At 68.8% G+C, this 22,560-nt stretch carries 22 protein-coding genes; 9 read left to right on the top strand and 13 right to left on the bottom strand.

Annotated features, from left to right (window positions below):
* Positions 1-3 precede the first annotated feature (3 nt).
* Entirely contained in the window at positions 4-1,866 is a 1,863-nt protein-coding gene (gene typA / locus AC0662_RS12890; protein WP_452203241.1) for a translational GTPase TypA, read from the bottom strand.
* 265 nt (positions 1,867-2,131) lie between these two features.
* Here typA and AC0662_RS12885 point away from each other — a divergent pair, with 265 nt between their 5' ends.
* Positions 2,132-2,767, top strand: coding sequence for a TetR/AcrR family transcriptional regulator (locus AC0662_RS12885; RefSeq protein ID WP_452203240.1), 636 nt, complete (start codon positions 2,132-2,134; stop codon positions 2,765-2,767).
* 84 nt (positions 2,768-2,851) lie between these two features.
* Here AC0662_RS12885 and AC0662_RS12880 read toward each other — a convergent pair whose 3' ends face one another.
* From AC0662_RS12880 to ygfZ, 3 genes are all read right to left on the bottom strand, one after another.
* Complete coding sequence (locus AC0662_RS12880; protein ID WP_478300493.1) at positions 2,852-3,859, bottom strand: asparaginase; 1,008 nt, start codon at positions 3,857-3,859, stop codon at positions 2,852-2,854.
* 94 nt (positions 3,860-3,953) lie between these two features.
* A complete protein-coding gene (locus AC0662_RS12875; protein ID WP_478300491.1) occupies positions 3,954-4,460 on the bottom strand; it encodes a DinB family protein in 507 nt (168 codons plus the stop codon).
* Positions 4,457-5,449, bottom strand: coding sequence for a CAF17-like 4Fe-4S cluster assembly/insertion protein YgfZ (ygfZ, locus tag AC0662_RS12870; RefSeq protein WP_478300490.1), 993 nt, complete (start codon positions 5,447-5,449; stop codon positions 4,457-4,459). Before ygfZ ends, AC0662_RS12875 begins: the two co-directional genes overlap by 4 nt.
* A gap of 111 nt (positions 5,450-5,560) precedes the next feature.
* Between ygfZ and AC0662_RS12865 the strand changes: the two genes are divergently transcribed.
* Positions 5,561-6,382 carry an LLM class flavin-dependent oxidoreductase gene (locus AC0662_RS12865; RefSeq protein ID WP_478300488.1) on the top strand — a complete coding sequence of 274 codons (822 nt, stop codon included), beginning with the start codon at positions 5,561-5,563 and terminating at the stop codon, positions 6,380-6,382.
* A gap of 166 nt (positions 6,383-6,548) precedes the next feature.
* Here the strand turns inward: AC0662_RS12865 and AC0662_RS12860 are convergent, their stop codons facing one another.
* Positions 6,549-7,928, bottom strand: a complete 1,380-nt coding sequence (locus AC0662_RS12860) for a cation:dicarboxylate symporter family transporter (protein ID WP_478300486.1) — start codon at positions 7,926-7,928, stop codon at positions 6,549-6,551.
* Between the two features lie 147 nt (positions 7,929-8,075).
* Between AC0662_RS12860 and AC0662_RS12855 the strand changes: the two genes are divergently transcribed.
* The 4 genes from AC0662_RS12855 (at position 8,076) to AC0662_RS12840 (ending at position 11,843) form a co-directional block, all read left to right on the top strand.
* On the top strand, positions 8,076-9,332 hold the full coding sequence (locus tag AC0662_RS12855; protein ID WP_478300484.1) for a sensor histidine kinase: 1,257 nt from the start codon (positions 8,076-8,078) through the stop codon (positions 9,330-9,332).
* On the top strand, positions 9,325-10,002 hold the full coding sequence (locus AC0662_RS12850) for a response regulator (RefSeq protein WP_452204094.1): 678 nt from the start codon (positions 9,325-9,327) through the stop codon (positions 10,000-10,002). The genes AC0662_RS12855 and AC0662_RS12850 overlap by 8 nt, the downstream gene beginning before the upstream one ends.
* Before the next feature lie 195 nt (positions 10,003-10,197).
* Entirely contained in the window at positions 10,198-10,758 is a 561-nt protein-coding gene (locus AC0662_RS12845) for an RNA polymerase sigma factor (RefSeq protein WP_478300481.1), read from the top strand.
* Entirely contained in the window at positions 10,755-11,843 is a 1,089-nt protein-coding gene (locus AC0662_RS12840; RefSeq protein WP_452204096.1) for a CU044_5270 family protein, read from the top strand. The genes AC0662_RS12845 and AC0662_RS12840 overlap by 4 nt, the downstream gene beginning before the upstream one ends.
* Before the next feature lie 74 nt (positions 11,844-11,917).
* Here AC0662_RS12840 and AC0662_RS12835 read toward each other — a convergent pair whose 3' ends face one another.
* Positions 11,918-12,412: a heme-binding beta-barrel domain-containing protein gene (locus AC0662_RS12835; RefSeq protein ID WP_452204097.1), complete on the bottom strand. Its 495-nt coding sequence runs from the start codon at positions 12,410-12,412 to the stop codon at positions 11,918-11,920.
* Positions 12,413-12,578: 166 nt separating this feature from the next.
* On the opposite strand from AC0662_RS12835, the gene AC0662_RS12830 reads away from it, so the two are divergent.
* Positions 12,579-12,941, top strand: coding sequence for a DsrE family protein (locus tag AC0662_RS12830; protein ID WP_478300478.1), 363 nt, complete (start codon positions 12,579-12,581; stop codon positions 12,939-12,941).
* A gap of 777 nt (positions 12,942-13,718) precedes the next feature.
* On the opposite strand, the gene AC0662_RS12825 is transcribed toward AC0662_RS12830, so the two are convergent.
* Positions 13,719-15,656: a hypothetical protein gene (locus AC0662_RS12825; RefSeq protein ID WP_478300476.1), complete on the bottom strand. Its 1,938-nt coding sequence runs from the start codon at positions 15,654-15,656 to the stop codon at positions 13,719-13,721.
* A gap of 26 nt (positions 15,657-15,682) precedes the next feature.
* Positions 15,683-16,240: a hypothetical protein gene (locus tag AC0662_RS12820; protein WP_452204100.1), complete on the bottom strand. Its 558-nt coding sequence runs from the start codon at positions 16,238-16,240 to the stop codon at positions 15,683-15,685.
* Positions 16,241-16,449: 209 nt separating this feature from the next.
* On the opposite strand from AC0662_RS12820, the gene AC0662_RS12815 reads away from it, so the two are divergent.
* Complete coding sequence (locus AC0662_RS12815; protein ID WP_478300474.1) at positions 16,450-17,526, top strand: molybdopterin-dependent oxidoreductase; 1,077 nt, start codon at positions 16,450-16,452, stop codon at positions 17,524-17,526.
* Between the two features lie 375 nt (positions 17,527-17,901).
* Here the strand turns inward: AC0662_RS12815 and AC0662_RS12810 are convergent, their stop codons facing one another.
* Complete coding sequence (locus tag AC0662_RS12810; protein WP_452204102.1) at positions 17,902-18,726, bottom strand: beta-keto acid cleavage family enzyme; 825 nt, start codon at positions 18,724-18,726, stop codon at positions 17,902-17,904.
* Between the two features lie 92 nt (positions 18,727-18,818).
* On the opposite strand from AC0662_RS12810, the gene dtd reads away from it, so the two are divergent.
* The gene (gene dtd / locus AC0662_RS12805; protein WP_478300472.1) at positions 18,819-19,244 is read left to right on the top strand and encodes a D-aminoacyl-tRNA deacylase; all 426 of its coding nucleotides are present in this window, start codon (positions 18,819-18,821) and stop codon (positions 19,242-19,244) included.
* 119 nt (positions 19,245-19,363) lie between these two features.
* Here the strand turns inward: dtd and AC0662_RS12800 are convergent, their stop codons facing one another.
* The 4 genes from AC0662_RS12800 to AC0662_RS12785 form a co-directional block, all read right to left on the bottom strand.
* On the bottom strand, positions 19,364-20,590 hold the full coding sequence (locus AC0662_RS12800) for a choice-of-anchor P family protein (RefSeq protein WP_452204104.1): 1,227 nt from the start codon (positions 20,588-20,590) through the stop codon (positions 19,364-19,366).
* A 318-nt stretch (positions 20,591-20,908) separates the two neighbouring features.
* Positions 20,909-21,205: a DUF1416 domain-containing protein gene (locus tag AC0662_RS12795; protein ID WP_387765733.1), complete on the bottom strand. Its 297-nt coding sequence runs from the start codon at positions 21,203-21,205 to the stop codon at positions 20,909-20,911.
* A 3-nt stretch (positions 21,206-21,208) separates the two neighbouring features.
* Complete coding sequence (locus AC0662_RS12790) at positions 21,209-22,057, bottom strand: sulfurtransferase (protein WP_478300469.1); 849 nt, start codon at positions 22,055-22,057, stop codon at positions 21,209-21,211.
* Positions 22,058-22,069: 12 nt separating this feature from the next.
* The gene (locus AC0662_RS12785) at positions 22,070-22,528 is read right to left on the bottom strand and encodes a DUF4395 domain-containing protein (protein WP_478300467.1); all 459 of its coding nucleotides are present in this window, start codon (positions 22,526-22,528) and stop codon (positions 22,070-22,072) included.
* Positions 22,529-22,560 lie beyond the last annotated feature (32 nt).

Genomic DNA, 22,560 nt, shown 5'->3' with positions numbered 1-22,560 from the left:
CGGTCAGCCCTTGTTCTTGCGGCCCAGCTTGGAACGCTCGATCTGCGTGAGCGCCACCTTGCGCATCCGGATCGCGTCCGGCGTGACCTCGACGCACTCGTCCTCGCGGCAGAACTCCAGGGACTGCTCGAGCGACAGCTTCCGGGCCGGCACCAGCTTCTCGAACTCGTCCGCGTTGGAGCGGACGTTGGTCATCTTCTTTTCCTTGGTGATGTTCACGTCCATGTCGTCGGAGCGCGAGTTCTCGCCGACGATCATGCCCTCGTACACCTCGGTGGCCGGCTCCACGAACATGGTGCCGCGCTCCTGCAGGTTGATCATCGCGTACGACGTCGCGGCGCCGGCCCGGTCCGACACCAGCGAGCCGGACGGCCGCGTGCGCAGGTCGCCGAACCACGGCTCGTACCCCTCGAACACGTGGTGCGCGATGCCGGTACCGCGGGTGTCGGTGAGGAACTCGGTGCGGAACCCGATCAGGCCGCGTGCCGGCACCAGGAACTCCATCCGGACCCAGCCGGTGCCGTGGTTGGTCATCTGCTCCATCCGGCCCTTGCGGACTGCGAGCAGCTGCGTGACCGTACCGAGGTACTCCTCCGGGCAGTCGATCGTCAGCCGCTCGACCGGCTCGTGGCGCTTGCCGTCGATCTCGCGGGTGACCACCTGCGGCTTGCCGACGGTCAGCTCGTAGCCCTCGCGGCGCATCTGCTCGACCAGGATGGCCAGCGCCAGCTCACCACGGCCCTGCACCTCCCACGCGTCCGGACGCTCGGTCGCGAGCACCTTCAGCGACACGTTGCCGACCAGCTCACGGTCCAGCCGGTCCTTGACCAGGCGGGCGGTGACCTTGGTGCCCTTGACCCGGCCGGCCAGCGGCGAGGTGTTGGTACCGATCGTCATCGAGATGGCCGGCTCGTCCACCGTGATCAGCGGCAGCGGCTTGGGGTTGTCCGGGTCGGTCAGCGTGTCGCCGATCATGATCTCCGGGATGCCGGCGATCGCGACGATGTCGCCCGGTCCGGCCGAGTCGCCGGGGATCCGCTCGAGCGCCTCGGTGACCAGCAGTTCGGTGATCTTGACCTTCTGGATCGAGCCGTCGTGGCGGCACCAGGCGACCTGGGCGCCCTTCTTCAGCGTGCCTTCGTGCACCCGGACCAGCGCGAGCCGGCCGAGGAACGGCGAGGCGTCCAGGTTGGTGACGTGGGCCTGCAGCGGCGCGTCCTCGGTGTACTCCGGGGCCGGCACGTTGTTCAGGATCGTCTCGAACAGCGGCTCGAGGTCCTCGGAGTCCGGCAGGCCGCCGTCCGCGGGCTGGTTCAGCGAGGCGCGACCGGCGCGGGCCGAGGCGTACACGACCGGGAAGTCCAGGGCGCTCTGGTCGGCGTCGTGGTCGAGCAGGTCCAGGAACAGCTCGTAGGTCTCGTCGACGACCTCGGAGATCCGGGCGTCCGGACGGTCCACCTTGTTCACCACGAGGATCACCGGCATCTTCCGCGCCAGCGCCTTGCGGAGCACGAACCGGGTCTGCGGCAGCGGACCCTCGGAGGCGTCCACGAGCAGCACGATGGCGTCCACCATCGACAGACCGCGCTCGACCTCGCCACCGAAGTCGGCGTGGCCGGGGGTGTCGATGATGTTGATCGTCATCTGCTCGCCGTTGGCCATCTTGTGCCGTACGGCGGTGTTCTTGGCGAGGATCGTGATGCCCTTCTCACGCTCCAGGTCACCGGAATCCATCGCCCGCTCGTCGACGTGCTGATGGGCTCCGAACGCGCCGGACTGCCACAGCATCGCGTCGACAAGGGTGGTCTTCCCGTGGTCGACGTGGGCCACGATCGCGACGTTGCGCAGGTCGTTACGGACAGGCATGAAGGAGCGCTCCAAGTCATCAGAGGGTGTAGGCGGTGGCTACGGCTGGTTTCACGTGCCACTCGACACAGGGCGCAGCGACGTCATCTTACCTGTCGCGGCCGCTGTCCAGAAAACGGCAGAACCTTTGACTTTTGTTGACTGGACGTCCAGTCTATAGAAGGCGCCTGGGGAGGGGCCGAAACAACGGGGGGTCAGTCCCGAGGCGCCGGGCATTGCGATGGGGGTAGCCCGGCGCTTCAGGACCTCGACCGGAAGAGGGAACGTGCCGCGTTCGGCGGTTGTGAACGAGGAGATGCGGGCGCGCTCCCGCGAGCGGATCCTGGCCGCCGCGCTCGAGGTCTTCGCCGCGAAGGGCTTCGAGGCCGCGTCGATCTCCGAGATCACCGCTGCCGCCGGCGTCTCCCGCGGCCTGGTCGCGTACTACTTCGCCACCAAGGAACAGCTGGCCGCCGAGCTGCTGGACCGCTGGCTCGACGGCATCGCCGGCATCCTCAGCATCCCGGGCACCCCGGACGAGCGGCTGGCCGGCATCATCGACGGCGCGCTGATGGCGGCCGCGACCACGCTGCCGATCCAGCGGCTGGCGATCAGCCTGATGATGCAGCCCGGTACGCACGACGTGTTCGCCCGCGTCGAGCAGGCCAAGTCGGACCGGCTGTCCCTGGTCGAGGACGCGATCCGGGACGTCTTCGCGGCCCGCGGCGCCACCGATCCGGCCGTCGAGGAAATGTTGCTGCGGGCAACCTTGGAGGGCGTGACCGTCAAACTCGCGATCTACCGCGAGACCTTCCCCCTCGAAGCGATCCGCCGCCGCCTGTACGCCGGCTACGACCTGCCCGCGCCGTCGGTTCCGCTCCCTGTCCCGTCACCGCCCGTCGACCGACTGCGAGCGAAGTAGCCCGTTGTCCCGTCCCACGACGGCAACGCCGGCCGTCGGCTGGCGACGACCGGCGTTTCGCCGCGGGTCAGTTGATGGCGCGGGTCAGTTGAAGAGCGAGGCGTTGGGGCGGATCGAGCCGACCCGGACTCCGCCGCCCAGGACCGGCAGGCTGATGTGCCGCTCGATCACGGGACCGGTGACGCCGAGCTGCCGAAGGACGGCGGCCAGGACGACCTCACGGGCCCGCTTGGCGCCGTCGCCGTCCTCGATCTTGATCGCGATCCCGCGACCGTCGGCGAGACCGGCGGCGTACACACCCTCCGCGCCGACCTTGCAGAACAGGCCGGGGATCCCCCGCATCAGGTCGGCTTCGTCGCGCGTACTCCCGCTGGCGTACTCCGGGTGCGCCCGGAAGGCGTCGGCGACCTGACCCTCGAAGGTGTCCGGAGCGGCCGCGGCGAACAGGCCGAAGGAGCGGGCCAGGCCGGCGAGGCTGAGGGCGAAGATCGGCGCGCCGCAGCCGTCCACGGCGACGTACGAGATCTTCTCGCCGGCCGTGTCCTCGATCGCGGTGCGGATCTCCTGCTGCAGCGGGTGCTCCGGCGAGCGGTAGTCGTCCCGCCCCCAGCGGGCGTGCGGGTCCTGCTCGGTGGCCGGATCGTGGATCGGCCAGCCCTTCAGCGTGCTCGTCAGGATCTTCGCGGCATGCTTCCCGGAGCAGTTCATCGCGACCGGTTCCGGCGCCCGGTCCGCCCGGATCCAGGCATCCCGAGCGTTCTCGTCCACCGGGTACGCCGCGGGCGTGCGCAGCGCCGACTCGTCGAGCCCGGCCTCCGCGAGGATCTTCCGGACGCCGTCCAGGTGAAACTGCTCGCCCGAGTGTGAGGCGCCCGACAGCGCGAGCAGCTCGCCGGTCAGCGGCAGGCCGTCGCGGAGCATGGCCAGCGTCTGCATCGGCTTGTTGGAGGAGCGGGGGAACATCGGCTCGTCCACGATGCCGAGGGCGCGGGCCACGGTGCCGTCGGGGTTGGTCACCACGAGGGATCCGCGGTGGTGGCCCTCGACGAAATCGCTGCGGACCACGTCGGCCAGGATCACAGGTTCGGTCACGGCTGAACTGTACAGGTGCAAAACAGCATGTTGCGAGTGATCCAAGGCACGCGCAGGTCGGATGCCCACGCCTGCGCGTCGAGCTCCGCGGGCGTCAGAGGCCGGCGGCGCCGTCGATCTGCTCGCGGAGCAGGTCCGCGTGACCGTTGTGTCGCGCGTACTCCTCGAGCATGTGCGTCAGGACCCAGCGGAGCGAGACGGGCCCCTCACCCGGCTCGTTCCCGGTGACGTCGAGGCTCGCGGCCTCCTGCACGAAACGGTCGGCGAACGCGACCTCCTCCGCCCAGACCCGAAACGCCTCAGCGACCGTCTCCGAACTCGCACCGGTCACGTCGAAAGCGGTCTGTGCCGGATAGAGCGGCGCCGCATCGGTACCGGCCATGACCTGCCGGAACCAGAATCGCTCGGAGTCCGCCGCATGCCGCGCCAGCCCGAGCAGCGACAACGCCGACGCACCGACCGATCGCCGGGCGAGATCAGCCGGTTCGAGGCCCGCGCACTTGAGCTTGAGGGTCTCGCGATGCCAGCCCAGGAACGCGAGCATCGTCGTCCGCTCGTCCGCCAGCGGAGGTCGGCTGGTGCGGGGATCGGCGGCCGTCACAGGCGAGAGCGAACGTGCAGGCCGGCTTCCGGGTCGACCAGGACCTCCTGGGTCGCAGTCACGGTCGGCTGGTCGTCGGCGACGACCTCCAGTACTGCGTCGGGGTCGACGTTGCGCTTGACCAGCGCCAGCGCGATCGGGCCGAGTTCGTGGTGGCGGGCCGCGGAGCCGATGAAACCGACCTGTTTGTCGCCCGCGCGAACGGCGTACCCGTGCGCGGGGAGGTGGTCGACGGACCCGTCGAGGTGCAGGCGGACCAGGCGGCGCGGCGGGCGGCCGAGGTTGTGCACCCGCGCGACGGTCTCCTGCCCGCGGTAACAGCCCTTGTTCAGATGGACGCCGACGCCGAGCCAGCCGAGCTCGTTCGGGATCGCGCGCTCGTCGGTGTCCAGCCCGAACCGCGGCGCGCCGGCCTCGATCCGGAGCGCCTCGTACGCCCAGATTCCGGCGGCCGGACCTTCGAGACCGGCCAGCTCCGCACGCGGCAGGAACACTTCGTGCCCGCCGAGCGAGTCCTCACCGGTGCGCGTCAGGTGCTCGCCGCTCGCCGCTCCGGGGCGCCAGACGATCGCGTAGTCGTCGGTCACATCCGCGATCTCGACGCGGGACATGAACACCATCTTCTGCAGCCAGTCGACCAGCGCCTCGGCCGCGCCCGGCTCGGTGTGCAGCCAGAACGTCTCGCCGTCGTCGACGCCGTACATCACGTGCTCGACGTGCCCGGTCGGCGAGAGCAGGAGGGCCGTCGTCGACGCGCCGGGCTTGAAGCCTTCGAAGTACTGCGTGGTCAGCGCGTGCAGCCAGGTCAATCGGTCCGGACCGGTGATCGTGACCACGTCGCGGTGCGACAGATCGACGAACGCTTCACCGGCGACCAGCGCCCGTTGCTCGCGCAGGTCGGAGCCGTAGTGCGCCGCGACCCCGGCGTCGAGTCCGTCGGCCTCGACCGCAGCGGGCCGATCCAGCAAGGGGCTGCGCTTACGTGACATGTCACCAGAGTACGTCGCGCGGCGTACGGCGAACGCCTCCCCTCGTGGGATGTGGACAGACCCTGTGTACGGCGAGTCTGGAGGCATCACAACGACTGAGGGAGCAGGGCGATGAGCGACAGGCGATTCCGGTTCGGCGTGGTCGGTAGCCCGAGGACCGGTGAAGAGTGGATGACGACCGTCCGCCGGGCGGCAGAGCTCGGGTACTCGACCGTGCTGATGCCCGACGGGCTGCAGCTGCCGTCGCCGTTCCCGTCGCTCGCGATGGCCGCCGCGGTCGCGGACATCCGGGTCGGCACGTTCGTCGCGGCCGCTCCGCTGCGGACCCCGCGGGCGGCCGCGTGGGAGGCGCACACGCTGACGGTGCTGACCGACGGCCGGTTCGAGTTCGGCATCGGCACCGGGCGTCCGGTCGCCGAGCAGCAGACCGCCGAGATCGGGCTGCCGTGGGGATCCGCGAAGCAGCGGCGCGACCAGGTGCGGGAGACGCTGGAGCAGCTCGAGAAGCTCGACGGCGACCGGCGTACGCCAATCATGCTGGCGGCCGGCGGACCACGGGCACTCGCGCTCGCGGCGGCCCGGGCGGACATCGTCTCGCTCGCCAAGGACGCGCTGACGCCGCGCGCGGAGATCGCTCAGCTGACGAAGGACCTGCGGGAGCTGGCCGGAGCGCGGGCCGACGACATCGAGCTGGCGATGAACCTGTTCGCGGCGGGGACGCGGGAGCTGCCGCCGTGGACCAAGCGCGCCGCGGGCGTCGATCCCGAGGAGCTGGAGGCGAGTGACTCGCTGATGCTGCTGCGCGGTACGCCGCAGGAGATGGCGGACGAACTGCAGCGGCGCCGGGACGAGTTCGGAGCGTCGTACATCAGCGTGAACGCGATGTACCTCGAGGACCTGGCCCCGGTCGTGGAGCTGCTCAACGGGAAGTAGCGGTCGGCAGCTCGACAGTACGTATACGTCCACTGCCGAGCACTTCAGGCGGGGAGCAGGCAGGCAATCGGCGGTAGTGGACGTATACGTACTGTCGAGCTGCCGATAGCACGGCGCTGCCCGCCGGTTTGTGGCCGGCGGGCAGCGTGGGGAGGGGGAAGGTGGACTAGGCGTCGGTGGAGCGGGCCTCGACCGCGACCGGCTCGGGGGCCGGCACGTCACCACCGTGCGTGTCACCGGCAGCGAACGCGACCTCGTCGAACGGGTCGTTACCGGCGAACACCTGACGGGCCTGCTCCTTGTCGAACTCGCCGACCCAGTGGCCGACCAGCACCGTCGCGACCGCGTTGCCGGCGAAGTTCGTCAGCGCGCGGGCCTCGGACATGAACCGGTCGATCCCGACGATCAGACCGACACCGTCGACGAGGTCCGGACGGTGCGACTGGAGGCCGCCGGCGAGCGTGGCCAGACCGGCTCCGGTGACACCGGCAGCACCCTTCGACGCGACGATCATGAACAGCAGCAGGGAGATCTGCTGACCGATCGAGAACGGCTGGTCCATCGCCTCCGCGATGAACAGCGACGCCATCGTCAGGTAGATCGCCGTACCGTCGAGGTTGAAGGAGTATCCGGTCGGGACGGTGATACCGACCACGGACCGGTCGACGCCGAGGTGTTCCATCTTGCCGATCAGTCGGGGCAGGGCGGTCTCCGACGACGAGCTGGACACGATCAGCAGGAACTCCCGACCGAGGTATCGCAACAGCTGGAAGATCGACAGCCCGGTGACCACTCGCAGAATGGTGCCCAGGACAACGATCACGAACAGCAGACACGTGATATAGAAGGCGAGCATGATCTTGCCGAGGCTCACCAGCGCGTCCCAGCCGGTCGCACCGACGACGGCCCCGATGGCACCGAACGCACCGATCGGCGCGGTCCACATGATCATCGACAGGATCTTGAACACCAGCCGCTGGATGTGGCCGATGCCGGTCAGGATCGGCTGGCCCTTGGAGCCCATCGCCTGCAGCGCGAAGCCGACGAGCAGCGCGACCAGCACGGTCTGCAGTACTTCGCCCTCGGTCAGCGAGGACAGCAGGGACTTCGGGATGATGCCGAGGATGAAGTCCGTCGTACTCGTGTGCGCGCCGGCCGCCTGCTTCTGGCCGGTCTCCCGGAGCTTGTCGGTCAGGTTCAGGCCCGAGCCCGGCTGCACGATGTTGCCGACCACGAGACCGATGGCGAGCGCGACCGTCGACATCACCAGGAAGTAGACGAGCGCGAGGCCGCCGACCTTGCCGACGCTGGCGGCCTGCCGGACGGAGCCGATGCCGAGCACCAGGGTGCAGAAGATGATCGGGCTGATCAGCATCTTGATCAGGTTCACGAAGCCGGTGCCGAGCGGTTTCAGCTCGACCGCGAAGTCGGGGAACAGGAAACCGACACCGATACCGAGCAGGACGGCGACGATGACGGCGATGTAGAGGAAATGGGTCCGGTCGTTGCGGACCGGAGTCGGGCGGGGTTCGGTCGGGCTCGACATGGTGGGACTCCCTGTATCGGCCTGGCGGAGGGGTGGGGGTCGGGTACGTCGTGAGCACCCTCATGAGTACCTGGTGAGTAACTGTGACGTGACGCACAGGAGAAGCGCGCGTTTCGTTCATATCGTTCGCGGTGCAAACTGTTCGGCATGAAACATCGGCCGTGGGAGCTGCGTCGCCAGGTCCTGTGGTGGCAGACCGTCACGGTCACAGTACTCATCGCGATGGTCTGGATCACTATGGTGAGCCGGTCCCGCGCGCAGGCGCTGCGGGACGCGACGGTGTCCGGACTGGCCGCGCCGACCTGGTGGGAGCTGGTCCGGCTCGACCTGCGGTCGATGCTCGGCATCGCGAGCCTGATGCTCGGGATCGCGATCGCCGGAAACGCGCTCGTCACCTGGCGGGTACGCCGCGCGACGCGCGGGATGGGCACGCAGTCGCTGGCCCGCATGCTCGACTTCTACGAGGGCGTGCTGCACGCCGCGCGCGAAGGGCTGATCCTGCTCGACCTCGACGGCCGCGTGCAGCTCGCGAACGACGAAGCACTCACCTTGCTCGGACTGCGCGAGGTCACGCCCGGAACTCCGCTGGAGGAACTGCACCTCAGCGCTCCCCTGGCAGAACTCCTGGTCACCGGCCGGACGGCGTACGACGAACTTCTGCTCGGAGCGCAGGGGGTGGTGGTCGTGAACCAGCAGCCGTCCGGGCGCGGGCGGATCGTCACACTGCGGGACCACACGCAGCTGCAACGGTTGCTCGGCGAGTTGGACGCCGTACGGAGTTTGGCGGAATCGCTGCAGGCACAGAATCATGAGGCCTCGAATCGGCTGCACACAGTCGTCAGTCTGATCGAGATCGGCCGGCCGGAACGGGCCCGGGAGTTCGCGGTGTCGGAGCTGCAGTTCGCGCAGGCGATGACGGATCGAGTCGTCGGTACTGTCGGCGATCCGGTGCTCGCGTCGCTGCTGCTCGCGAAACTGGCGCAGGCGCAGGAGCGGGGCGTCGTACTGACGCTCGATCTCGGACACGAGACGCTGAGCACGCGACTGCCGGCGCAGGACGTCGTGACCGTCGTCGGGAACCTGCTGGACAACGCGATCGAGGCCGCGCGTGGTGGGCCGGTGCCGCGGAAGGTGGAGTTCCGGGCCGCGACGACCGCGGACGCGGTGGATCTGATCGTGACGAACACCGGCGTCGAACTGGGGTCGGTGGAGTTGGCGCACATGTTCGAGCGCGGGTGGACGACTAAGGCCGAGCCCGGGCACGGATTGGGGCTCGTGCTGGTGCGGAGCACGGTGGAGCGATGGCAGGGTTCGCTGATGGTTGATCCGGATTCCGAACTGGACGAAGTACCGGCGCTGACCGTGCGGGTGCGGCTGCCGCGGGCGGTGAGTGCGAGTGCCTGACCTCCGCGTCCTTGTCGTCGAGGACGATCCCGTCGCCGCCGAGGCCCATCGCACGTACGTCGAACGGCTCGGTGGGTTCACGTGTGTCGGAGTGGCCGGGACCGCGGGCCGGGCGCTGCAGGTGCTGGCCCGTGGCGACGTCGACGTGGTCCTGCTCGATATGCACCTGCCGGACGGGCACGGGCTGGACGTCGTCCGGCGGATGCGTGCTCTCGGCAACCAAACCGATGTGGTCGCGGTGACGTCGGCGCGCGAGGTCGCGGCGGTCCAGGCGGCGGCGCGGATCGGGGTCGTGCAGTACGTGCTGAAGCCGTTCGCGTTCGAGACGTTGCGGGACCGACTGTCGGCGTACGCCCGTCAGCGCCGGGCCGGCGACGCGGGTCAGGTCGTCGCGGACCAGGACGAGGTCGACCGGCTGTTGCATCCAGCAACCGTCTCGTCGGTGCCCAAGGGGCTGGTCGGGTCGGTGCTGGATCGCGTGGTGCAGTTGCTGGCCGATCGCGAGGGCTGGACGGCCGAGGAGGTCGCCGCGTCGTTGGGTACCTCGCGGATCACTGCCCGCCGCTACCTCGAGCACCTGGCCGACCAGGGGCAGGCGCTCCGGACGCAGCGCTACGACGGGCGCAGCGGACGGCCCAAAGTCGAATACTCCTGGGTCGCGGAGAGCTAGCGCATTGTCCGACACTCCAGCGTCGGAGAAGTGCGACCAAGAGATCGGGCAACAGCAGGTATGAACCAACCGCGGACAGCGTCGCTCGGTCGCGAACGCATACCTGAGATCCATGGCCCGCCCCCGATACCAGCCCCAATACCGGCTCCGATACCAGCGTCGGCAACCACTGGGTCTGATGTCACGACTCGGTCCGTGGACACGGACCCGGGGTCCACGAGCTTTCAGACGCCAGACGACTTCGCGCTGTTGTTCGACCTGCACGCCCCTGCCATCCATCGGTACATCGCTCGCCGGCTCGGTACCGGCGAGGCCGACGACCTCGTCGGTCAGACCTTCCTCATCGCGTTCGAGCGCCGAGACCGCTTCCGTGGGGAATCGTCCGGTGCGCTGCCGTGGCTGTACGGCATCGCGACCAATCTGATCCGCCGACGACGGCGTGACGAGATCCGTCAGTACCGGGCCTACTCGCGCTCCGACCCGGGCGCAGCGTCTGCCGACGCGGACACCCTGTCCGCCGAGGTTGTCGACCGGGTCGACGCGGAGACGACCTCCCGCGCATTAGCCGGTGTACTTGCCGGCCTCCGGCAGACCGACCGGGACGTCCTCCTGCTCTACGCGTGGGAAGACCTCAGCTATCCCGAAATCGCCGCTGCCCTGAAAATCCCCGCCGGGACGGTCGCGTCCCGCCTGCACCGTGCCCGTCGAGTCCTGCGCGCCGCGCTCGGCTCCGACTTCCAGGAGAACCGGTCATGAACGAGATCGATACGCTCAAGCGCCTCAATGACGACGTACCGCCGGCCACCCCGCTGGCACTCGCCAAGGCTCGTCAGCGGGCACTGACCCCGCGATCCGCCGAACGCCGCCCCGCCGGACGCCGCCGGATGGTGCTCGTCGGCGCCCTCGCCGGAACGCTGGCCGTCGGCTTCCTCGTCAACGACGTCGTCACCAAGACCGGCGGGACGGTGGCGCCCGGCGCGGCGGCCGACGCCGGCACGTTCCTGGCGACCGCCGCCGACCAGTCGGCCGGTGCCCCGGACGCGCCGATCCCGGCCGGCCAGTACCGGCAGGTCACCCAGCGGAGCCTGGAAGGATGGAACTTCGGTCCGCGCAATGCGTACCACGGCACTCGCCTCTCGGTCAGCGACTGGTGGGTTCCGTCCACCCAGTCGCCGCCGTTCGCCGCGATCTCGGTGCTCGGCGCCGAGCAGGAGTTCTCCAGCAAGGCTGCCGAGCAGCTCTGGCGCAAGACCGATCCGCTGAACGTCAAGCCGCAGAAGATCAAGACCGCGGAAGCCTGCGCCGTCCTGACCGGCGGTGGCATTCTGCTGCAGCAGAAGGGTACGGCGAACAGCTGCAAGGGCAGCTGGCTGAGCCCGTCGGCCTCCTTCGTCGCGGGCCTGCCCCGGGACCCGGCCGCTCTGCTCGCGGCGCTGCGGAAGAACGACCACGGCTGGCCGGGTCTGGGTGATGCTCCGGCACAGGGCGACTACAGGGCGTTCGAGCGCGCCGGGAGCATCCTGGTGTCCGGATTCGCGACGTCGGAGCAGCGGGCCACGCTGTACAAGGCACTGCGCGGCATCCAGGGCATCCAGCTCCTCCCCGACGCGGTCAATCTGGACGGGAAGGCCGGCCGGGCGATCGGTCTGGTGGAGCTGTGGGGGCTCCGTAAGGAGCTGATCATCGACTCGAAGACCGGCCAGTTCATCGGTCTGCGCGAGGTCGCTACGGTGACGGCACCGCTCAATGGGGACGGAGACCCGATGTCGTACAAGAGCGGCGATGTCGTCAGCTGGACCTCACTCGCGACACGCATCACTCCGAACCACCCCAAGATCTGAGGACAGGACGAGAGCAGGAGCGCAGGCGAGCACTCTGGCCTGGGCTCCTGCTGAACCGAGCTCTCTGGACGAGGCTACGAGCGGACGAGGGTTGCCCAAAGGTGGGGCTGGAGGGCCTGGCCTTCGGCGGCCATGTCGTACGCCCACAGGAGCTCGCCGTTGACGAGGCCGTAGAGGCGGTGACCGGCGGTGACTTCCTTCGCGGTGACGGTGCGCGCGACCACGTCGGTCTGCAGTTCGATCTTCGCGCCGTCGATGTCGCCGTACCAGATCTCGGCGATGCCGGTCGGGTGGGCGAGGATAACCTCGACCTTGTTGTCGGGCTGCGGGCGCCAGAAGCCGGTCTCGACGGCCAGCGGGCGCTGCTTGGTCCCGTCCTCGCCGACGACGAACGTCTGGCTCACGTAATGCAGGTACGGCTTCCCGTTGTGGGTGAAGTCGATCTGCTGACCGAACTCGAACTTCTCGATGGTTGGGTAGTCGCCGTGCCCGCGGCCCTCCCAGCGACCGAGCAGCCAAGCGAGCGGCACCAGGTCGGGATGCAGGTCCTGCGGGATCTCGAACGCCATCGGATCACTCAGCTCGCGTTGCGGCCGCGGTACAGCCGGTAGACGACAAATGCCGAGAACCAGCCCATGAACACACAGACCAGGATCAGCAGCGAGGTGAAGACGACGTGCAGCACGTCCGTCAGTCTAGAGGATGGGTACGTCGACGTTCGGCTACCGTGGCGTGATGTCCCGCACGCTGGTGATCAAACTGACCGCAGGCGCCGACGAACCCGAGCGCGCCAACCAGGCCTTCACAGTCGCCGCCTCCGCGGTCGCCGCCGGCGCGACGGTCTCCCTCTGGCTCACGGGCGAGGCCGTCTGGTTCGCCGTACCCGGTCGGGCCGAGGCCTTCGGCCTCCCGCACGCCGCGCCACTCGCCGACCTGCTCGCGGCGGTCCTCGAAGGCGGCCAACTCACCGTCTGCACCCAGTGCGCCAAACGCCGCAACCTCACCGAGCCCGACCTCATCCCCCACACCCGAATAGCCGGCGCCCCCGCCTTCACCGAAGAAATCCTCACCGACGGCGTGCAGGCAATCGTCTACTAACCCCAGCCACACCCCACCCGGCGCCACACCAGCCGCCCTCCCACGCACGACCACCCACCGCCGCTCTTCCCACCTGCGGTCTCCGCGCGCACCACCACCGCACACCACCGCACACCACTGCTCCGTCATCGGCCGGCACCGTCGCCGGACAGCCCGCCCTCAGCGGACCCCGGAACGCTGATTCGCCGACTCGTGGAGGGCGGTCGCGGTTCAACAGCCGCGAGCCACGACTCGACGGTCGCTGGAGCCGCCAATCGCCACGACTCGGCGACGAGCACCTGCGAAACACAGCCCGGTTGCCGAACGACCGACGAAACGAGCCCTGCGAACCGCCCATCCGGACCCCCGGGCCGACTGGTGCTGTTGGCCCGCCACAGGCGACAGCACGCACGGATGACGGCGCTGGGCGCCTACACCAACGGGCATGTTCGGTGCCCGGCAAGCGCCGCTGGGCAAGGTGTCGCTAACCCCGCAGCGTTGCCGGGCGGGCGTTGCCGGGCGGGCCTTGCCGGGCGGGCGTTGCCGGGTCGTCGGTGTGGTGGTCCGCGTTCGCGGACAGCGCCGGGCGCGGAGGATGACCGCGGCTGCTGGCGCCGGGCAGCGCAGTTTCGGTGACCTGCGAGTTCCCCCGGGCGCCGTGTTGGTGGGCTGGGGTTATAGACGCGGCGGTCACGGGCGGAGGCCGTGACCGCCGGGCTGGGTGTCAGCGGTGATGGTTAGCGAGCTCGCCGGGTGGGCGTTGTTGGTTCGCGAGATCGCCGGGTGGCGCGTTGTTGGTCAGCGTTCGCGGCCGCCGTCGTTGCCTCGGCCGCGGTCGTCGCGGGAGCGGTCGCCGCGCATGTGGTCGGGGCGCTCGCCGTTGGTCGCAACGCCGCTTTCGCGGGTTGCACCGGAGGCATGAGCGACTCCGCTGGTCGAGTTCTCCAGCGTGTCCCGCTCGCCTTGCGGGATCTGCTGGCCCGGGCCGGTCGTCCCCTTGCCGCTCTGGCGGTACTGGTCGAGCAGCGGTTCCTCGGCGGGCTGGGGCGGCTCCTGCTGTTCCTGGTTTCCCTGACCGCTCTGCTGGTCGCCCGGGCCTTCGCCACCAAGGTCCGCCTGCGACTCGACTGCGTTGTTGACCTTGCTGCTGGCTTGCTGCGCGTCCGGCACAGACATCTGCGGTTGCTGTTGCTGCTGTCCGACCTGGCTCGGAGCCTGCTCACCGCCCTGCGTCCCCTGCTCGGCCGTGTCCACCTGCTGCGACGTATCCGCCTGCTGAGCCGTGTCCGCCTGCTGCGTCGTGTCAACCTGCTGAGCCGAGTCGACCTGCCGAGCCGAGTCGACCTGCTGAGCGGTGTCTACCTGCTGCGTCTGGCCGTCCTGGGTCTGGACGTCCTGCGCCGGCGCCTGCTCGCCCTGGGCCAGGTCGGTTTGCCGCGCAGTGTCTGATCCAAGGTCCTGCTGCTCCGCCAGATCAGCCTGCGCCTGCTCGTCCTGGGCCAGGTCGGTGCGCGGGTCCTGCGCAGGCACATCCTGCTCGTGCGCCTGGTCGCGGTCCTGGCCTTGCGTGACGTCGGTCTGCTGGTCCTGCGCGAGGTCGGCCTGCTCATCTTGAGCTGGGGCTTGCGGCTCTTGGGTCAGGTCGGTCTGCTGCGCGTTGTCCGGCTGGCCCTGCTCGGCCTCGGCCTGCTCCAGGTTCTGGGGCTGGGTTGCCGGGTCCTGATCCTGCCCGGGCTCCTGCTGCTCTTGTTGCTCCTGCTGCTGGCGCTGGGCTTCCGGGTCCAGCGCGGCCTGCTCAGCCACCTCCGCATCCTGCTGGTCCTGGGCAGCCTCGGCCTGCTCCAAGTTCTCGGGCTGCGTCGCCGGATCCTGATCCTGCCCGGGCTCCTGCTGGTCCTGTTGCTCTTGCTGCTCCTGCTGCAGGTCCTCTTGCTGGCGCTGGGCTTCCGGGTCTAGCGCGGACTGCTCGGCCACCTCCGGATCCTGCTGGTCCTGCGCGGCCTCAGCCTGCTCCAAGTTCTCGGGCTGCGTCGCCGGGTCCTGGTCCTGCTCGAGATCCTGCTGCTCCTGCTGGTCCTGCTGGTCCTGGAGGTCGTTGGCGAGCTGGTCTTCTTCCAGCCGGTCGTCGAGCTCGTCGGCCGCAGCCACGGCGCCGGCGGCGGTCGCCGCGGTCGCGGGGTCTATCCCGTCACGGGACTCCTGGGCGCGCCTCTGGTCCTCGTCGCGCTTCCGATCCGCGTCGTCGCGGTCCCGGTCCGCCGCGCGGTCGTCGATCGCCTGGTCCGTCTCGGCATCGGCCTCGGCGTCGTCCCTGGCCCGGTCGTCGGCTGCGGCCTGGTTCTCGCCCTCGACGCGGCGCTCGTAGTCGTCGGGGATGTGGTCCCCGTCGACGTCGTTGAGGGCGTTCGCGTCCCCGTCCCGCTGATCCTGCGCGCGCTCCGTCTCGTTGGCCTGCTGCTCGCGCCGGAGGTCGTCGCGCTGGCCGCGCAGGTTCGCTGCCTCAGCCTCGAGAGATGCGGCCCGCCGCTCGGCTTCCGCAACCTGACGCTCGATGGTCTGGGTGCCCGCGCGGGGGTCGGTCTGTCCTTGCTGAAGGGGCCTGTTGCGGTGGCGATTCAGGGCTTCCTCGATGCCGGCGCGGCGCAACTGCCCGGTGCTGAACTTGCGCCCGGCGATCCGCTCGGCCTGCCTCAAGACTCTGAGCACCTGCTGTATCGAGCGTTGGAGCTCGTCCATCAGGTCTTCAGCATGTACCTCTGTCATCAGGCCACCTCGCTGGCGTAGACGGAGTAGGCGAAGCCGGCTGTGGTGTCCTCCGGTCCCGGCTGAGACGCGAACAGATGGAACTCGGCTCCCGGCTTGAGCCACACGGCCAGATGCCGCCGGCGACCGCGCCACTCGAGCGGGATGCGGAGATCGTCCCCCGGGCCGACGAAGACCGGCGGCCCCCAGTATTGGCGGGCGAGCTCGAGCTGCTCCGGCCAGTGGTCGTCCAGGCCGTCCTCGGCCAGTGACAGCTCGTCAGCAGCGATGTCGTACGCCGACCAGCCGCTGCGGGGACTCTCCGGCAGGACGGCGTCGGGCAGCACGAGCATCACCGTTTCGCGCGGTGTGACAAGGCCCCAGGTGTAACGATCGGGGTCGATGTTGCCTGGCGCCCAGGGACGCCAGCCGGTGGCGGCGGTGACGCGATTGACCAGGGCACGGATCGCGTCCATGCCGGTGGCCGGCGGCCCCCAGATCGATCGCCAGTCGACGACCTCGGCCAGATCCGCCATCGCGCGCTCGTCGTCCTCGGACGACCGCTCCTGCGTCTTCACTCCGCCACACTCCTCTCACGTGTTGGCCCAGAGTATGCCCGGATCGGTACCACCAACCGCCGATCACTGCGCGCCTGTGGATAACGGATTCTCGGACGCCGTTCGCGAGCAGTAACCGCGGAACGCCGTACACGCTGCTCCTGCTGAGTTGTAGTGGAAACATGAAGCCGACGGAGAGGTCGTTCCCCTCGCCCCTGCACCATCCGCGGGTGGCGACGGTGATCGGCCGCTGGCTCGGGATCGCGGTGGCGGTCTGCTTCCTGACCGGGCTGTACAGCCACTTCCAGCAGGACACCCCCACGTGGCTCCACCTGCCGAGCCGTCCGGCCAACCTGTACCGCGTCACTCAGGGCCTGCACGTCCTGAGCGGGACCGTGGCAGTCCCGTTGCTGCTGGCAAAGTTGTGGACGGTCTACCCGAAACTGTTCAAGACCAGCCGCAAGGCTGTGGCATCCCTCCTTGAGCGCGGTTCGATCCTCGTCCTTGTCTCGACCCTGGCGCTCGAACTGTTCATCGGCTTCCTCAACACCCTGCAGTGGTACCCCTGGCCGTTCCCTTTCCGCCAGACCCACTACGCCCTCGCATGGATCATCGTCGGCGCACTCCTGGTGCACCTCGCCGTCAAACTGCCCCTGATCCGCACCCACTGGCGCCGTACGCCGGAACTCGCACCGGAATCGCTGCCACCGGCAATCACCGGACTGACCCGCCGCGGCCTGTTCCGAACCGTCGCCGGCGCCGCGACTCTCGTAGGCATCACGTCGGTCGGCCAGTCCGCACCGACCCTCGGCCCAGTCGCAGTTCTCGCGCCCCGCAAACCGAACGTCGGCCCTCAAGGCCTGCCGGTGAACCGTACGGCGGAAGCCGCCGGCGTCACCGGCATCGCCCCGGACTGGCGCTTCACCATCATCGGACCGCGGCACCTGTCCTACACGCTCGACGAACTCCGAGCGCTGCCGCAGAGCCGCTCCGACCTACCGATCGCCTGCGTCGAGGGATGGAGTCAGGGAGCGCGCTGGGAAGGCGTGCCGATCCGGGATCTCCTCGAACTCTGCGGCGCCCCACCGACGTCCCGGGTCCGCGTGGTGTCGATGGAGAAGGGCGGGTTCTACGCGACCAGCGAGTTGCCGGCAGAGTTCGCGGCCGATCCGCTCACCCTCCTGGCGCTCAGGTTGAACGGCGGTGAGCTCGCGCTCGACCACGGGTTCCCAGCGCGGATCATCGCTCCGAACCGGCCCGGCGTCCTCCAGACCAAGTGGGTTCACCGGCTGGAGGTCATCGCATGAGGCTGCGGATCGGACTGGCTGTCATAGGTGTTGCGACCGGACTCTGGGGTCTGTGGAGCCTGATCCATGCCCTCGACCTCGGGGCTCTCGCCAGGCTGCCGATCTGGTTGGCCGGCGCCGTGATCGCCGACGACTTCCTCCTGATCCCACTGACCCTCGCCGTCGGCTGGCTGGTCACCCGTTGGTCGACCGGCCCCGGCCGCCACCGGACGGTCGGCGCACTGCGCACCACCGTGCTGTACGTCGGCATCACCACCCTGATCGCCCTGCCGTTATTGCTACGGCAGGGAACCGGAGCCAACCCGACGATCCTTCCCCGCGACTACCTCCGCGACTGGCTCTTGCTGGAGGCAACAATCATCGTTGTCGGAGTGATCAGCGCTTCACGTTCAGCAGGTCGCGGGCCTCGTCCGGGGACATCGGCGGACGCTGGGCCAGCGTCGCGAGGGTTGCGGCGCGTTCGACGAGCTCCGCGTTGTGAGTGACCGGCTGACCCTTCGCGAGCGTCAGCGTGTCCTCCATGCCGACTCGGAGATTGCCGCCCTTGGACAGGGCGGCCAGCGCGACCGTCAGCGCCGTACGGCCGATGCCGGTGGCGGACCACGACGTGACCGCGTCGGGGAGGGCGTTGACGGCGGCAACAAGCGCGTCCGCCGTACCGGGCATGCCGCCGGGGACGCCCATCACCAGGTCGCAGTGCACGCGACCGCCGTACGGCAGGCCGTACTTGTCCAGCAGCCGGTGCAGCGCGGCGACATGACCGAGGTCGAACAGCTCGAACTCCGGAACGACCTCGCGCTCCTGGGTGAGCTGGAAGAGCTGCGTGACGAACGGCCACGGGTTCATGAACACGTCGTCGCCGAAGTTGACCGTGCCCATGGTCAGCGAGCAGGAGTCGGGTACGGCGTCCAGCACGCGCAGCCGGTTCTCGTACGGGTCGGTGACGGCGCCGCCCGTGGAGAGCTGGACGATCAACGCGGCGTTCTCGCGGATCGCGGCGACGGCCTCGGTCAGCCGACCGAGGTCGAGCGTCGGCCGGTGCTCGCCGTCGCGGATGTGGAGGTGGATCATCGCGGCCCCCGCGGCCTCGCAGCGCTTCGCGGTCCCGACCAACTCGTCGAGCGTGGTCGGCAACGCCGGGCAGTCCGCCTTCGCGGTCTCGGCACCGGTGGGAGCAACAGTGATCAGAGTCGACGCCATGGACGAATCCTGCCAGATCGCACTTCGAAACGGATATTTGCCGGTCGCAGGGTCCGATCACCGGACGATCTCCCGCGAGGGAGGATGTCCTCATGAGAGCCGTCGTACAGCGAGTCAGTCAGGCATCGGTCACCGTGGACGGCGAGGTGGTCGGAGCGATCGATGCGCCCGGACTATTGGTCCTCCTCGGTGTCACCCACGACGACACCCCCGAGAAGGCCGCCGCGCTCGCCGCCAAGATCTGGACCCTGCGCATCCTGCACGACGAACGCTCCGCCGCCGACGAACAGGCCCCGATCCTCGCGATCAGCCAGTTCACCCTGTACGCCGACACGCGCAAGGGCCGCCGCCCCTCGTGGAGTGCGGCGGCCCCCGGGCCGGTCTCGGAACCGCTCTACGACGCGTTCTGCACCAGCCTCGAGACTCTCGGCGCCAAGGTCGAACGTGGCCGCTTCGGCGCCGACATGGCGGTCTCGCTGGTCAACGACGGCCCGGTCACCCTCATCCTGGACGCCTGAGAAACGAACACTGAGAAACGACAACCGGGAAACGAACAACCGGCCCCCGGATCCGTGCGGGATCCGGGGGCCGGGAGTTCTGGGTCGGTGAGGTTCGACTCAGAGCGTGTCTGCTGAGATCAGCTGACGACGCCGGCGGCCGAGTGACCGACGACAACCTTGGTGTTCAGGCTGTAGACGTCGACGACCAGGGCGTTGACCTCGATGTAGCGCTTCTGCCGCACGACCTGGTTGAAGGTCAGCTTGGCGACACCCGGGATGTCCAGGGTCTTGTTCTCGCCGACGGCGACCGGGTAGGTCTTGTTGCCGACCTTGATGGAGGCGATGCTCGAGGACGAGCTCACGCCGGCCTTGCCGTCCTTGGTCTTCCACGCCGACGCCGAGGACTCGACGGCGCCGATGGACAGCGTGCCCACCTTCACGCCCGCGACGTGCGAGGTGAAGTTGATGTAGGACTTGTCCTCGCCGATGGCGCCGTTCTTGGTGGTGTAGACGCCACCGACGTAGGCAACCTTCGGGATGTTCAGCTCGCCGACGGCAACCTTGACCGTCTTGCCCTCAGTGCCCTGGCAGGTGGTCTGAAGGGACGTCGGGCCGGACACGGCCAGCTTGTCGGCGGTGGCCTGGGTGCCGTACGCGGAACCGATCACCAGCGCGGTGGCCGGCTTCGAGATCTCCGCGCGGGTCTTCAGGACCGCGACGTCGACGCCCTGCGGGATGAACTGGTTCTTCACCGTCGCGTGCAGGACGACCGCCTGGGCGTACGAGTAGATGCCGGAAGCGGTCTTCACGCCGCCGACACGGTTCAGCACGATGTAGCCGAGGCCCGGAACGGCGACCTTGGTGTTCGGCTTGGGGTTCAGCAGCGACGGCACCGTGATTGCGCCGATCTTCACGCCCGCGAACGAGGTGCTACCACTGTAGGACAGCTGCCCGTTCGAGTACTTCGACGTGGTGGTGGTCTTCACGCCGGTCAGCGTGAGCAGGTTGCCGACCTTGACGTCGGCGGCCGTCGCGGTGCTGATGACGCCCGTCCCGCTCTTGTCGTTGAAGCCGTGCGTGTCGGTCTTCACCGTGCGCGCGATCGCCTGGTTGTTCACGTTCGCCGCGGCAAGGTCGTTCTTGTCAGCCTTGGTGGCGTCCGTGGTGCAACCGAACTTGCTGATGACCTGCGGGCCGCTGTTCGCCAGACCGGATTCGACGTCGGTCCCGTACGAGTAACCGCTGTATCCGAAAACCGGCGAGGCGGACGCCGAACCCGAGGTCAGCGCGATCGTAGAAGCAACGCCGACAACCGCAGCAACACCGACGGCGGCGAGCTTCTTGTATCCGATGCGGGGTCGCATTGACCCCTCCTCCCTGAGTGATGACGTGACCCGAAGTGCGGGTCAGGACACAGACACAACTCAGCCGACTGCGTTAGGTGACGAGGTGACCCCGCTCCGAGATCAAACCGTTACATTGCCGCCCGTACCACCGAGAAACTTGCCCAGCGCCCCTTAACCCGGATGCGATGACCGAGGCAAATCTCTGCTATGTAAGCGAATCCGGGCCGTCCCCAGGCATGCCGAAGGGCCCGGACGCGCAAGGTCCGGGCCCCTCGGTGCTTACTTCAGGGTGGGCCACCTCGGGTGGTGGTGGCACCTTCAGTAACGAACGACTTCTCAGACGGTGACGGCCACTTCCGCGACCTCGCCGTACTGCGCGACGACCTGCCGGTCGACCGGTTGCGCCTTCGGGGCCAGCGTCCGCAGCGTCCAGCTGCCCGGCGCCGCGAAGAACCGGAAGTGCCCGGTCGCCGAGGTCGGCACCTCGGCCGTGAACTCACCAGTGGCGTCCAGCAGCCGCACGTACGCGCCGCCGACCGGCTCCTCGCCGCGCAGCACCTGGCCCTGGATCACGGCCTCCTTGTCGACGTCGACGCCCTTGAGGTCGAGGCCGCCCTGCTTAGCTCCGCACATGTGTCACGCCTTTCCGGGCTCGTCGCCGAGGGCAACGGGTACGCCGACCAGCGAACCCCACTCGGTCCAGGATCCGTCGTAGTTCTTCACGTTCTCCTGGCCGAGGATCTCGTGCAGCACGAACCAGGTGTGCGCCGAGCGCTCGCCGATCCGGCAGTACGCGATGGTGTCCTTGCCGAAGTCGACGCCGGCGTCGACGTACAGCTGCTTGAGCTCGTCGTCGGCGCGGAAGGTGCCGTCGTCGTTGGCCGCCTTGCTCCACGGGATGTTCGCCGCGGTCGGGATGTGACCCGCACGCTGCGCCTGCTCCTGCGGGAGGTGCGCCGGGGCGAGCAGCCGGCCGGCGTACTCGTCAGGGCTGCGCACGTCGACCAGGTTCTTCACGCCGATGGCGTCGTTGACCTCGTCGCGGAAGGCGCGGATGTCCAGGTTCGGGGCCTTCGCCGCGTACTCGGTGGCCTCGCGCTTCACAACCTCGTCGGTGAGCTCGCGGCTGTCCAGCTCCCAGCGCTTGCGGCCGCCGTCGAGCAGCCGGACGTCACTGTGTCCGTACAGCTTGAAGTACCAGTACGCGTACGACGCGAACCAGTTGTTGTTGCCGCCGTACAGCACGACCGTGTCGTCGTTCTTCACGCCACGCTCGGACAGCAGCGCGCTGAACTGCTCCTGGTTGACGAAGTCGCGACGGACCGCGTCCTGCAGGTCGTCCTTCCAGTCCAGCTTGATCGCACCGGCGATGTGGCCGGCGTCGTACGCCGAGACGTCTTCGTCGACCTCGATCAGGACGACGTCAGCGTCGTTCTTGTGCTCCTCGACCCAGTCGGCCGAGACGAGCGCGGATTCCCTGCTCATGTGTGCTGCCTCTCAGTTGGTAGCTGGCGTTGTGTCACGCGATGGCGTACGGATGCGGTGGATCAGCAGATAGGCCTCGCAACCGAGGCAGAGCCCCACGGCCGCGTTCACGAACGCGGCGACCAGGGCGAATCCGGTGGCGACCACTCCCAGCACGGTGAAACCGGTCAGGTACCCGACCAGACCGAACACCGCGAAGACAAGGCCGACCAGCTGGGCGAACCGCGGCGGGGCCGCGTCCTCCAGCTCGTTCGGCGGGCCCAGCCGAGGCCGGACCAGCCGCTTGAACAGCAGCCCGTACGGCGACGCGCCCACCCCGAACGCGACCGAGGCCGCGAACACCACGGCTTGCACCGCGAGCGGCCAGGGGTTGTTCAGGACGAGCGTCAGCGCCAGGACGAGCGTGGTCAGTCCGGCAGCGAACCGGAGTCCGCGCGGATCGACCTTCTGTGCCGCCTGTGGTTCGGACATGACGACTCCCGGAAAAGGAGGGTGTCGAGCCG

The sequence above is a fragment of the Kribbella sp. NPDC043289 genome (assembly GCF_056436705.1).
The sequence above is the reverse complement of the archived record's forward strand: the minus strand, read 5'-3'. Positions and strand labels throughout refer to the sequence as shown.

Coding starts and splice junctions, on each gene's coding strand:
- typA (WP_452203241.1), bottom strand. CDS start 1,866: ATGCCTGTCCGTAACGACCTGCGCAACGTCGCGATCGTGGCCCACGTC.
- ygfZ (WP_478300490.1), bottom strand. CDS start 5,449: ATGTCACGTAAGCGCAGCCCCTTGCTGGATCGGCCCGCTGCGGTCGAG.
- AC0662_RS12865 (WP_478300488.1), top strand. CDS start 5,561: ATGAGCGACAGGCGATTCCGGTTCGGCGTGGTCGGTAGCCCGAGGACC.
- AC0662_RS12860 (WP_478300486.1), bottom strand. CDS start 7,928: ATGTCGAGCCCGACCGAACCCCGCCCGACTCCGGTCCGCAACGACCGG.
- AC0662_RS12855 (WP_478300484.1), top strand. CDS start 8,076: ATGAAACATCGGCCGTGGGAGCTGCGTCGCCAGGTCCTGTGGTGGCAG.
- AC0662_RS12840 (WP_452204096.1), top strand. CDS start 10,755: ATGAACGAGATCGATACGCTCAAGCGCCTCAATGACGACGTACCGCCG.
- AC0662_RS12835 (WP_452204097.1), bottom strand. CDS start 12,412: ATGGCGTTCGAGATCCCGCAGGACCTGCATCCCGACCTGGTGCCGCTC.
- AC0662_RS12830 (WP_478300478.1), top strand. CDS start 12,579: ATGTCCCGCACGCTGGTGATCAAACTGACCGCAGGCGCCGACGAACCC.
- AC0662_RS12825 (WP_478300476.1), bottom strand. CDS start 15,656: ATGGACGAGCTCCAACGCTCGATACAGCAGGTGCTCAGAGTCTTGAGG.
- AC0662_RS12810 (WP_452204102.1), bottom strand. CDS start 18,726: ATGGCGTCGACTCTGATCACTGTTGCTCCCACCGGTGCCGAGACCGCG.
- dtd (WP_478300472.1), top strand. CDS start 18,819: ATGAGAGCCGTCGTACAGCGAGTCAGTCAGGCATCGGTCACCGTGGAC.
- AC0662_RS12800 (WP_452204104.1), bottom strand. CDS start 20,590: ATGCGACCCCGCATCGGATACAAGAAGCTCGCCGCCGTCGGTGTTGCT.
- AC0662_RS12795 (WP_387765733.1), bottom strand. CDS start 21,205: ATGTGCGGAGCTAAGCAGGGCGGCCTCGACCTCAAGGGCGTCGACGTC.
- AC0662_RS12790 (WP_478300469.1), bottom strand. CDS start 22,057: ATGAGCAGGGAATCCGCGCTCGTCTCGGCCGACTGGGTCGAGGAGCAC.
- AC0662_RS12785 (WP_478300467.1), bottom strand. CDS start 22,528: ATGTCCGAACCACAGGCGGCACAGAAGGTCGATCCGCGCGGACTCCGG.